The 11561-nt window shown below is 63.6% G+C and carries 9 protein-coding genes and 1 pseudogene; 6 read left to right on the plus strand and 4 right to left on the minus strand.

Annotated features, from left to right (window positions below):
* Positions 1 to 67: 67 nt before the first annotated feature.
* On the plus strand, positions 68 to 214 hold the full coding sequence (locus L0B83_RS08440) for a hypothetical protein (RefSeq protein WP_234757966.1): 147 nt from the start codon (positions 68 to 70) through the stop codon (positions 212 to 214).
* 33 nt (positions 215 to 247) lie between these two features.
* Positions 248 to 961 carry a DNA alkylation repair protein gene (locus L0B83_RS08445; protein WP_234757967.1) on the plus strand — a complete coding sequence of 238 codons (714 nt, stop codon included), beginning with the start codon at positions 248 to 250 and terminating at the stop codon, positions 959 to 961.
* A 63-nt stretch (positions 962 to 1024) separates the two neighbouring features.
* Here the strand turns inward: L0B83_RS08445 and L0B83_RS08450 are convergent, their stop codons facing one another.
* From L0B83_RS08450 to L0B83_RS08465, 4 genes and pseudogenes are all read right to left on the minus strand, one after another.
* Positions 1025 to 3331 (minus strand): hypothetical protein, encoded by a 2307-nt coding sequence (locus L0B83_RS08450; RefSeq protein WP_234757968.1) that lies wholly within the window; start codon positions 3329 to 3331, stop codon positions 1025 to 1027.
* 181 nt (positions 3332 to 3512) lie between these two features.
* Positions 3513 to 5906 carry a glycoside hydrolase family 65 protein gene (locus L0B83_RS08455; protein WP_234757969.1) on the minus strand — a complete coding sequence of 798 codons (2394 nt, stop codon included), beginning with the start codon at positions 5904 to 5906 and terminating at the stop codon, positions 3513 to 3515.
* Positions 5907 to 5945: 39 nt separating this feature from the next.
* Positions 5946 to 6683 (minus strand): HAD family hydrolase, encoded by a 738-nt coding sequence (locus L0B83_RS08460; RefSeq protein ID WP_234757970.1) that lies wholly within the window; start codon positions 6681 to 6683, stop codon positions 5946 to 5948.
* 500 nt (positions 6684 to 7183) lie between these two features.
* Positions 7184 to 7802 (minus strand): annotated as a pseudogene (locus L0B83_RS08465) (alpha/beta hydrolase).
* 122 nt (positions 7803 to 7924) lie between these two features.
* Here L0B83_RS08465 and L0B83_RS08470 point away from each other — a divergent pair.
* From L0B83_RS08470 to L0B83_RS08485, 4 genes are all read left to right on the plus strand, one after another.
* A complete protein-coding gene (locus tag L0B83_RS08470) occupies positions 7925 to 8356 on the plus strand; it encodes an SRPBCC domain-containing protein (protein ID WP_234757971.1) in 432 nt (143 codons plus the stop codon).
* 732 nt (positions 8357 to 9088) lie between these two features.
* Complete coding sequence (locus L0B83_RS08475) at positions 9089 to 9277, plus strand: hypothetical protein (protein WP_234757972.1); 189 nt, start codon at positions 9089 to 9091, stop codon at positions 9275 to 9277.
* A gap of 470 nt (positions 9278 to 9747) precedes the next feature.
* The gene (locus L0B83_RS08480) at positions 9748 to 10557 is read left to right on the plus strand and encodes a DeoR/GlpR family DNA-binding transcription regulator (RefSeq protein ID WP_234758056.1); all 810 of its coding nucleotides are present in this window, start codon (positions 9748 to 9750) and stop codon (positions 10555 to 10557) included.
* The gene (locus L0B83_RS08485) at positions 10554 to 11561 is read left to right on the plus strand and encodes a 1-phosphofructokinase family hexose kinase (RefSeq protein ID WP_234757973.1); all 1008 of its coding nucleotides are present in this window, start codon (positions 10554 to 10556) and stop codon (positions 11559 to 11561) included. Before L0B83_RS08480 ends, L0B83_RS08485 begins: the two co-directional genes overlap by 4 nt.

Here is an 11561-nt window from a genome sequence, read left to right on the forward strand (position 1 = left end):
ACCTCCCCGGCGTAGACTTTAAGACGTTCGCGGGAACAGTCCAACGAAGGACAGGGGAGCATCCGGAATGAACAAGGCACCAAATCCCAAAGAGGTCCGCCATCACAGCGACGCCCCTGCCGAAGGGGAAACCGAGGGTTGGGTGTCGCACGATACCGGCCTTCACAGCCAGGAACCTGCCGAAGGGCCGGATACCGACGACGCTCCGGAATAGTAGCGTTCAGCCTGCGAAATCGGGGGGCCGGAAGTGGCTTCGCACGGGATGCTCGTCTCTCCCGGGGATACTCAACCGGGACAACTGTTGGCGCGCGTCCTTGGGGAACTGCGCGCTTTGGAGAAGCACGACGCCGCGAGCTTCCGCGCCGTCCGCCGCAGGGTTTCCGCGGAAATCGCCACGATGGACGCGGCCGCCGTCTTCGATCTCGCCGAGGGGCTCGTACAGGCGGGCTTTGCCTGGGAGGGCTGGGAGTTCATCAATGCCCATCAGGCGGCTTTCGCTGAGCTGACGCGGACCCGCCTTGAAGACTTGGGAGAATGCATCGATACCTGGGGCCAGGCCGATGCGTTCGCCACCGTCCTGGTGGGACCCGCGTGGCGCGAAGGGCTTATCTCGGACGCGGACGTCGACGGCTGGGCGCGAAGCCCCGACCGTTGGTGGCGGCGCATAGCGCTTGTCTCCACCACGGTCCTCAACACGAGGTCCCGGTGGGGCAGGGGTGATACGCAAAGGACGCTCGCCGTCGTCGGGATCCTGATCAACGATCGCGACGACACCGTGATCAAGGCAGTCAGCTGGGCGTTGCGGTGCTTGGTGCCGTGGGATCCGCGCGCGGTCCGCGCCTTCCTTGAGTCGCATGAGACCGAGCTTGCCGCCCGGGTGAAGCGCGAGGTTCGGACCAAGCTGGAGACCGGGTTGAAGTCGCGACGGCGGAGCGTCCATAGCACCGAACTTCCCACCTGACGCCTCCGGCGTTCTTGGGAGTACCTCCCATCGATTGCTGCATTCGATGGGAGGTGCCGGTGGTCATTTCAGGACTCCCTGGGTGGTGGGGCCGAATTGTCTCTGAGCGAAGCTGAACTGATCGCTCGTGAGGATTCCTTGGGTCAGGACCGGGTTGAGGATCTGTCCTTTGAAGCCCTCGCCAAGGCGCACCGGCTGCGTGGTGGAGGGCAGATGGCTCTGGGTCGCGGTGGCCACGGTCCAGGTACCCGTGAACGCCGCGGAACTCACGGTTAAGCGCAGCTGCTGGTTGTCCCGGTCAAAGACCGCCGACACGAAGATCCACCCGTTCGCCCCGAGTTGCATCGGGATCTGGACCGGTTCCATGGCGCCGCCCGTGGTCCAAGTATCCAATTCGGGCCAGCCGTTCGGATTCAGCCTCAGCGCCCCTCCGGGGACTCCGGTGTCGGCTATCTGCGCTATCAACGACTGGATACTGCTTCCCCCCGCTGCCGGATTGCTCGGGCAGAACCAGCCTGAGACACTGAAGCTCTTGGAAGTGTCCACGGCCGGCGACTGCGTAAAACCGAACTGACCCGGAAGACCGTTGAGTTGAAGGGCATTCATCGTCGGGCTCCCGGGATACCCCGAGCTAGCATCACCCTGGCAGGAGCCGGTCTGATAGGGCGTGTCGCCGTAAACGGCAACGGGTTCCCAGCTCCCTCCGCTCGGCGCAGTAATCGGCAGCACCGTGGTAGGCATGGGTATTTTGTTTGCCACGTTGAACCAATAGGAGGCCGGGGTCCGGGCCGGGGTCGGTGCACTGATGTTGCCGGCATAGTCGAAGGCCCACACACTCAGAACAGTGGAGGTATCCACCGGCGTCACCGTTACGGTTGCTTGCCGCCCGTCTGCGGGACATACCACTACCCACTCCGCGACCCTCATGCCGCAAGTGACGACATTGACCGGCGGATATGAGGGTGCGTTTGCGTTGGTGATTGAGTAAATAAAACCCTTCGCCGGATAGGTCCCGGGCTCGTTGATCGTGAACTGGTACTGACCCACGCCCACGGTCCCTCCACCATTGACGTTGCCGGTGTTGGTTCCTGGGATCGTCGTAATGGTCGTGGGCGGTGTGATGATCGGCGTTGCAGGGGACATCAGCTGGCCCATGAAGTAACCCGAAACGTCCGCAATCAGGTCGGTAGCCCCGGCGGAACGGTTGAACAACGTGACCTTCCCGTCAGCCCCGACCGGAACAGTCACGGAGTTCGCCACCGTCTGGCCCATACCGAAATTCACATTCGACGTATTCGGACTCGACGTTCCGGGAGCAAGCGCACTCACAAACCCAAACGACCCCGGCCTTGTCACCGTCAGATTGAACACCACAGCGGAGGCATTCGCCGGAATCCCGGACACGCCACCCACCTGAAAGGACACCGCCGCATCAGGACCCGCCGGAGCACTACTGCGGGTATCCAGCAACCGGGACGGGGCCAAGGGCCCGAACGCACCCGGAACGATAGAAGTGCCGGCGAGGTAGTAACCCGAAACGTCCGCGACCAGTTCGGTAGTTCCGGCGGAACGGTTGAACAACGTGACCTTCCCGTCAGCCCCAACCGGAACAGTCACAGAGTTCGCCAACGTCTGGCCGATACCGAAATTCAGACTCGACGTCTTCGGAGGCAAGGTGCCGGAGGCATAGGCGCTGATGAACCCGAACGACTTCGGCCCCGTGACTGTCAGGTTGAACACCACAGCCGAAGCATTCGCAGGAATTCCGGAGACCCCACCCACCTGAAACGACACCGGCGCGTCAGCACCCGCCGGAGCGCTACCGCGGGTATCCAGCATCCGCGAAGGACCCAACGGCACAAACGCACCCGGAACAACGGGAGCACCCGCCAGGTAATACCCCGAAATGTCCGCAATCAGGTCGGTGGTCCCGGACGAACGGTTGAACAACGTGACCTTTCCGTCAGCCCCAACCGGAACAGTCACGGAGTTCGCCAACGTCTGACCCATACCGAAATTCAGACTCGACGTCTTCGGAGGCAAGGTGCCGGAGGCATAGGCACTGACGAACCCGAACGACTTCGGCCCCGTCACCGTCAGGTTGAACACCGCAGCCGAAACGTTCGCCGGAATCCCAGACACCCCGCCCACCTGAAACGACACCGCGGCGTCAGCACCCGCCGGGGCACTGCCGCGCGTGTCCAGGGCCCGGAACGGCGGAACCGCCACCATGGTGCCGGGATCCACCGGCGTCGTTGGACCGAGCATTGGCATAGACGCCGGGGAATTGCCGGGAACAGCAGCTAATGCGGGAAAGGCCGAAACCCCGCTGGAAACGAGCAATCCAAGCAGGACAGCGAAAACAGCCAAGAACCTAAATCCACGCATGCGCAAGGAGACCCCCAAATACCCCGACGGCATGGGCCACCGTCATTTGGCCACAATCTATCAGAGGGGGGTCGGCCCATAGTGCCGTAACGATCCACTGCTGCGTAACTGTCGTTCTCAGGACCGAAAACGACAGTTACGCGGCAATCGATGGGAGGCGCCCCTAGGCCCGCATGTTCCCGATCACCGGGAGGCCCGCCGTCGGGAACAGGCTCGGGAAGACGGACGGCGTGGGGACCGGCACTTCGTCGAGGGGCACAGTGACCGTCTCGACGCCGACGACGACCCGTTCGCCGCGCACGCTGACCTCCAAAGGTGCCGTGCCGGCGTCGGGCTCTGATCCGGGCGTTGAGGCTGCATCCGAAACGAGCGCCAGGCTGATGGATCCGGGGCGCAGTTCAACGGACAGCACCCGCCTGCGGATCTTCAGCCGGAAGGACAGGCTCTCCCACTCAGCCGGGAGGCGCGGATCGAAATGCGGCACCTGCCCCTGATCACGCATGCCCGCGAAACCGCACACCAAGGAACTCCAGATGCCGCCGGTGGAGGCGATGTGCACGCCGTCTACCGTGTTGCGGTGCGTGTTGTCGAGGTCGATGAACAAAGCCTCGGTGAAGTGCTTGAGCGCGATATCGGAGTAGCCCACTTCTGCGGCAATGATGCCCTGGACGCAGGCGGACAAGGTGGAGTCGCCGGTGGTGATGGGGTCGTAGAAGTCGAACGCGCGTTGCTTTTCCTCGGCCGTGAAGTCCTGCCACTGCAGGAACATCGCCAGCACGGTGTCCGCCTGCTTGAGGACCTGGTGCCGGTAGATCACCAGCGGGTGGAAGTTCAACAGCAGCGGGTACTTGGATTCCGGCGTGGACCAGTCCCACGGCTCCAAGGTCATGAAGTCGTTGTCCTGGCTGTAGATCTGCATATCCGGATCGTAGGGAAGCGCCATGCGGGCCGCCGCCTGCTGCCAGACCATCCGCTCCGTCTCGGGAACCTCGGGGTGTTCCAGGGCAGCGGCCGCGCGCAGGTTAAACCGGGCCATGACGTTGGTGTAGAGGTTGTCGTTGACCACGGCCGTGTACTCGTCAGGACCGGTGACGCCGTGGATGTGGAACAAACCGTCCTTGCCGAAGAAGCCCAGCGAAGCCCACATGCGGGCAGTCTCGATCAACAGGTCAGAGCCAACCTCGCTGCGGAAGCTCGCGTCGCCGCTGGCCCATTGGTAACGGTTGGCGGCGAAGGAGATCGCGGCCGCGATGTGGAACTGCGCCGTGCCGGCAGCGTAGTAGGCGCTGGCCTCGAGCCCGTTGATAGTGCGCCATGGGAACAGTGCACCGTCCACGTTCAGCTCTTTCGCCCGGATCCGGGCGTCGGGCAGCATCGCGTGGCGCGACTCCAGCACTTGCCGGGCAGCAGCGGGATTGGTGTATGTCAGGTACGGCAGGAGGTACACCTCCTGGTCCCAGAAATAGTGGCCCTCATAGCCGGATCCGCTGACGCCCTTGGCCGGGATGCCTGCAACGCCGGCACGCGCGGTGGCCTGGGCAAGCTGGAACAGGCTCCAGCGCACGGCCTGCTGCAGTTCGGGCTGGCCCCCGATCGTGATGTCCGCGGTGGACCAGTAGTCGCGGTAGTGGGCCGTCGCTTCAGCGAGGAGGTCCGCGAACGGCACGAGTCCCAATTCGGCGTCGGACGCCAGGAGCTCACCGGGATCCGATTCGCCTGTATCGACGCTGTTGACGACGTAGCTGACGCTCTTCTCCAAGCGGAACGTCTCGCCTTCATTCACGGCCATGACGTAGCGGACCGTGGACTCGTCCTCCCCCACCACGGTTTCGAATGGCTGTCCCTCGGCGGAAATCCAGTGGTCCACCGCCATGCCGATGCGCTGGCGGGATTCAGCGGTTTCCCAGGCCAGGCGCAAGGATCCGTCCGAACCCTGCAGGTGCAGCGGGACCAGGACACGGCCTGCGTGGCGACCGGAGCGGCGGGGGTCGTGGACCGATTGGTCCTCCACAGGCTGGTCCTGCCGATTGATCACCAAGGACGTGATGTCGGCGGACACCTGCCGGTCCGCGGTGAGGCTCAACTCGATGCCGAGGGACCCCCTGGAATCGATGCCGACAACGCGGCGCTCGAGCGTGGTGACGATGGCGCCTGAACGGCACTCCCACGTGACGGCGCATTCGTAGACGCCCGTGGCGAAGTCGATGCTGCGGCGGTAATTCCGGACCGCGGACTCGGTCAGGCTCAGCTGCTCGCCGTCGATGACAACGTTGAAGTTGTTGGCATCCGGAACGTAGACGATCCTCTGTCCCGTGCGGGCGAAGCCGTACGCGTTCTCGGCATGCTTGATATCCCACGTTTCGTGGAAGCCGTTAATGAACGTACCGGGAAGTTCGCTGTCGGTCCCGGCCCAGTGGGCGCCACGGATGCCCAGGTGACCGTTGCCGAGGCTGAAGAGGGTTTCGAGGGTACCGGCGTCACCGGGAACGTGGATGCTCTCCACGAGCTTCCACGGTTCGCAGGGGAAGCGCAGCCGGTCGGAGCTGATGAGTGCCATGGACTGTGGGGTTCCTTCTGTGTCTGGGGAACGGTAAGGCTAGAGAAGGTCGTCGAGATCGTCGACTACAAAGGTCGCGCCGGCGTCGAGCAGGGTCTGGTGGCCGGCTCCGCGGTCCACTCCGATCACGGCGCGGAAGTTCCCGGCGCTGCCGGCCTGCACACCTGACACTGCGTCTTCGACGACCACGCAGCCCTCGGCGGGAACGTCCAGCAGCTCGGCCGCGTAACGGAAGGTCGCCGGGTCCGGCTTGCCGGGGAGCCCGACGGCGGCCGCCACCTGGCCGTCGACGACCACCGGGAAGTAGCCATCCAGTCCCGCCGCTTTCAGGACCGCCGGCGCGTTGCGGGACGAAGACACGACGGCGAGCTTGAGCCCGAGATCCAACGCGGCGTGGATGAACCGGACCGAGCCCGCATAGGGTTCGACTCCGCGCGAATCCACGATCTCGTTGAAGATCCGGTTCTTGCGGTTGCCCAGGCCCTGCACGCTCGCGTTGGCGGGATCGTCGTCGGCGGGGCCTTCCGGCAAGGTGATTCCACGTGAGGTAAGGAAATCACGCACGCCGTCGAAGCGCGGCTTTCCGTCGATGTGGTCGAAGTAGTCGCTCTCCTGGTAGCCGTCCGGATGGCCCGTTTCAGCCAAGTAGGCGTCGAAGAGTTCCTGCCATGCCTGCTCATGCACCACGGCGGTTGGCGTCAGCACGCCGTCGAGGTCGAAAAGGAGCGCGGTAGCGCCCATCCAGGCGGTCTTCTGGATCGTTCCGGTGTCAGTCATCGTTTGGTGGTCCGTTCAGCGTTGGCACACAGGGTCTAGCGCTCGATGAGCGTCGTGTCGGGAAAGGTTTGACGGTTCGTTGGGGGCTCGGCGTTTTGGGGCGTTCCGCCAACAACCTGGCGGCGGAGGCACCTTGGCCGGCTACTGACTGCGCTGGCTACTGGCTGCGCCGCCGCGCATCGTCGTGGAGTCGGAGTCCCTGACCAGGTCCGGATAATTGGCGGGATCCGAATGGCCTGGGCCGGGCAGGCGGGTAGCCTGCCGGGCTGCGAAATCGCCGTCGGTCCCTACATTTCTTAAGGTTACGGAAGTGATCCCCGCCCTCGCAAATGCAGGGGCGTTGGCCACTTGGGCTTGTGCTTCACCATTCAACACGGCCTCAACCATTCATCTTGAGAATGTGGCGGCACTCCTTGCACCACCGAAGCAGAGTGTAAGCGCATACAAATTCGGCAATCAACAGTTGTTTTTCGCATCATCCAATGTGACGCAGGCCTCACTTAGCGAAGGACGTAAAACCGCAGAAACGCGCTGACATCCGCCATTTCCCGGGCCTCGATCCGATGCCCCATGCCGGGATAGGTTCGCGCGGTGAGAGCCATGTTCTTGTTGAGCCATTCCTCGGTGTGCTCGATGGCATCCCTGAAGATCACCGGATCAGCCTTGTCCCGGCCCCAGAAGAACGGGGGCCGGGACATCGAAGGATTCACTGAGGGCCAAGAGGTCGTTTTCCAACACAAATCCGGACAGGCCAACGGTTGCTTTGAACCCCTCCGGCCGAAGCCGCAGCAAAGTACTCGCCATGGCCATTCCTTGCGAATAGCCCAGGAGGCTCACGCTGCTGTGGTTGCCCTTGACCGAGTCGATCCAAGCAAACACTTTGTTGGTGGATGCGATGACGTCCGCGAAGTCGTTGGCCAGGAAGTAGTCCAGCAGGAACCATCCATAGTGGTCACCGATCGGCATTGGCCCACGAAGCGCAGCGCAGGTGAACTCCTTCGGGAGCTGGGGAAAGAGATTCACCATTCGCTGTTCGTCCGTGCCGTATCCGTGCATCATCACAAGGAGCGGGGTCCCGGCGCGCTCATGTTCCGGCTTGGACCACACGACAGTTTCCATGGGACGAGCCTATGCGCCCCGGCCCTCCCACGGGTCGAGGCCGCTCTCGGATTGCCTTTCCAGCGGGCGTAAACTCTGTTTCGCCGGCGCCGGGCGCCGACCAGGGGAAATAGGAGACTGACATGGCAGGCAACTTCATTGCGAGTTCAACCATTACGATCCAAGCAAGCGCCGATCGGGTGTGGTCCGTGCTCACCGATCCAGCGGCCATTAAAGAGTTCATGTTTGGGACCGAGGTTGTCACCGACTGGACGGTTGGCGGACCCATTGTTTGGCGCGGGGTCTGGAAAGGCAAAAACTACGAGGACAAGGGCGTCATCCTTGAGCTCGAGCCCGGGAAGCGGCTGGTAAACACCCATTTCAGTCCGCTGTCCGGCCAGGAAGACACCCCAGGGAACTACCACACGCTGACGTGGACTTTGGAACCTGAGGATGGGAAGACCAGGCTGACCCTGACGCAGGACAACAACGCAAGCGCAGACGAAGCCGCGCATTCGAAGGGAATGTGGGACAGCCTGGTGCAGAGTGTGAAAACCATCGCGGAACGCACCTAGCCGGTCCGCTCAGGGTCACGGCCCAGCGCAGGAGCACAGCCGCGACGGTCGCGGAAAGCGCTCAGCTACAGGGTCCACCAATTGGACAAACGCTCGCCTAGTCTTGCGCGCCGGGGGTACAGCGGGCACAATTTTCCTACAGTCCGCGCAGAACTCCGGACTAGGGCCGAGACTTCGGCCCGTTTCGCTCAAGCAGCCGGGCGCCATGTCACTCAATGTGAAGGTGCTGCCTGATGAGCAATTGCCTGTTACCGGTGCGGAGATAGTCAATGTCGACCCTCTCCGAGTCCGCCGTCCCTCACGAACCACATCAGCCTGGGGCTGCCCCCCTTTGGTGTGCCGGTTGCGGAACAGACAGGCACTTGGTCATCGAATCCATCCAAGCCCGGACTCCAGGGTCCCGAGAGATTGCCGTGTTCTATACGTGCACATCCTGCGGGTTTTCCTACAGTCACGCGGCCACTGTCCAACAGGCTGGGGCCATCCTGAATCGTCGGGGGATTCAGGATGGCCTCTTGGAGTTCGGAAGCCACTATTTCCATTGCGGCGAACCACTCCGCGAGGTCAAAACCTCGCTGCAAAGATTCAGGGCACCACAGGCAGGCGTGCCCGGATCGTGCAACCCACCATCGGAAACCCGGCTGTACATCAAGGTCTTGAGGTGCAGCTGCGGGTTCGAATTGGAAATACCTGCATAGCCAACACTGTGCGGCGATACCCGAAGGAAGCACCATGAAGCTTGAAAGTACCCAGCGGCGAGCCGAAGACGACTCCCGCCTTGATTCCGATGGACTGGACCAAAAGGGGAAGACGACCCGGCATCAAACGGATTCCCCCACCATGTCCCGCTTGCCCGACCCACCCGATCCGGATAACCTCCCCATCGATTACCCCGGCTTCCGGGAGATTGAGTGGCCGTAGGGCCCCTTCCGGTCCGGCGCTAAGGCCGCCAGCCCTTTTACCTACCCCTTTCCGGGATTAGCGGGCACTGCGTCGGGCCGGTTACAACGTTGTGCTTGCCCGAGCTGCCGCCTTGACCGCGGCCGCCGTTGAACGCACCGCCGCCCTCGGAACGCCGTCGTGTGTCACTTTCTGCTGGATCATCGCGGCATCCGGCCATCACCGCTCCCGCCGTTGCGGGCTCGGCGAATCGCCATGCCCGAATGATCCAGCAGAATCCCACGCTCCCGGCCCGCAGAGTGCCTCCAGCGCGCCTATAGAGCCCCAGTTGCGCCCCAAACCAACCGAACCCAACCCAAATCCAAACTAAGATCTTTGTTTATGTTGTTTTCTGTTGACAGATCAACATGAACAAAGATAGAGTCAAGCAATTCCACATCATGTGATTACAGTCACTGATGGATCTACAGCTTGTACGCAATGGAGGGTATGTGTTCGCCGAAGAGCGCCAACAGCTGATCTCCGAGCTCGTCGCCGAGCGTGGGCGGGTCAGCGTCACGGATCTCGCTGATCGATTCAGCATCACCACCGAAACCGTCCGCCGCGACCTCGCCGTCCTCGAATCCGCAGGCAACCTTCGCCGTGTCCACGGCGGGGCAGTCCCCTCGGACCGCCTCAGCACCCGCGAGGAAAGCGTGGTTGAACGCGCTATCCAGCGCCAGCAGGAAAAGGTCCGCATCGCCGAGGCTGCCTTGGCACTCATCCCCGCGAACGGCGCCGGCAGCATCCTGATCGACGCCGGCTCCACCACAGAAGCACTGGCCCGCCTCTTGGGTCAGCGCACCCCGAACACGGCCTCCGCCAACGGGAACACCCCGAGTGAAGAACTGGTGGTCATCACCCACGCCATCCCCATCGCCGCACGCTTGAGCGGCAACCCGCACATCGCACTCCAGACCTTGGGCGGCCGCGTCCGCGGGCTCACCCAGGCCGCCGTCGGGCAGTCCACGGTCGATGCGGCCTCCCGTCTTCGCCCGGATATCGCCTTCGTCGGCGCCAACGGTATCCACGCCACGTTCGGGCTCAGTACCCCTGACCCCGAAGAAGCCGCCGTCAAGGCCGCTTTCGTCACGTCCGCACGGCGCGTCGTCGTCCTCGCGGATTCTTCCAAACTGGACGCGGAGACCCTCGTCCAGTTCGCCGCCCTGAAAGATGTGGACACCGTGATTACTGACCACGAACCGTCTGAAGAGCTCTCCGCCGCTCTGGCCGAAGCCGGCGTCGACGTGGTGATCGCATGATCGTCACCCTGACCGCCAACCCGAGCCTGGACCGGACGGTGGAGCTCCCCTCCCCGTTGGCCCGCGGCGAGGTTCAACGCGCCGTCGCCGTCCACCAGCATTCCGGCGGCAAGGGCGTCAATGTCTCCCGGGCGCTTGTCGCCTCGGGCCTGGACACCGTTGCTGTCCTGCCGGGCGGGGATTCCGATCCCGTGCTCGCGGGACTGCTCGACGACGGTGTCCCTTACGCCGCGCTCCCCATTCGGGAACCGCTGCGCAGCAATGTGACGCTCACAGAGCCGGACGGCGTCACCACCAAGATCAACGAACCCGGCCCGGAGTTGAGCCAGGACGAGCAGGAGGCCCTGATCGGGCTACTGCTGGACTGCTCCCGTGGCGCGAGCTGGGTGGTACTCGCCGGATCGCTCCCACCAGGAGTGCCGGCGGACTTCTACGCCACGGTCGCCCGCCGTTTGCGCTCGATGCACAACACCGCGAACGACGGCGCCGCCCCCCTTATCGCCGTCGATTCCTCGGGCGCCCCATTGGCAGCGGCCGTCAGCAGTGATGCCGGCGACGCTATCAGCGGCAAGCCCGACCTCCTGAAGCCGAACGCGGAGGAACTGGCAGAACTGGCCGCCGCGGCCGGTTTCACAGATGTCCACACGGCTGACGAACTGGAAGCGGACCCCGGCCTTGCAGCCAGGGCCGCCGCCGCCGTCGTCGGTAGCGGTGTGGGTGCAGTACTCGCAACACTCGGTTCCAAAGGCGCAGTCCTGGTAACCGCCGACGGCGCGTGGCTCGCCACGCATCCGCCGATCCAAGCCGTCAGCACCGTTGGTGCCGGCGATTCGTCCCTCGCTGGCTACCTGCTGGCCGCCACCAACGGCGGCTCCGCGCAGGATTGCCTTCGTCAGGCTGTGGCCCATGGTGCCGCCGCCGCTTCGCTGCCGGGCTCCACTGTCCCGGCGGTCCACCAAACAACTCCCGACGCCGTATCCATCACGGCCCTCCAGAAGGACTAA

Origin of the sequence: Arthrobacter alkaliphilus, from assembly GCF_021483235.1 — a bacterium.
Classification (GTDB): domain Bacteria; phylum Actinomycetota; class Actinomycetes; order Actinomycetales; family Micrococcaceae; genus Arthrobacter; species Arthrobacter alkaliphilus.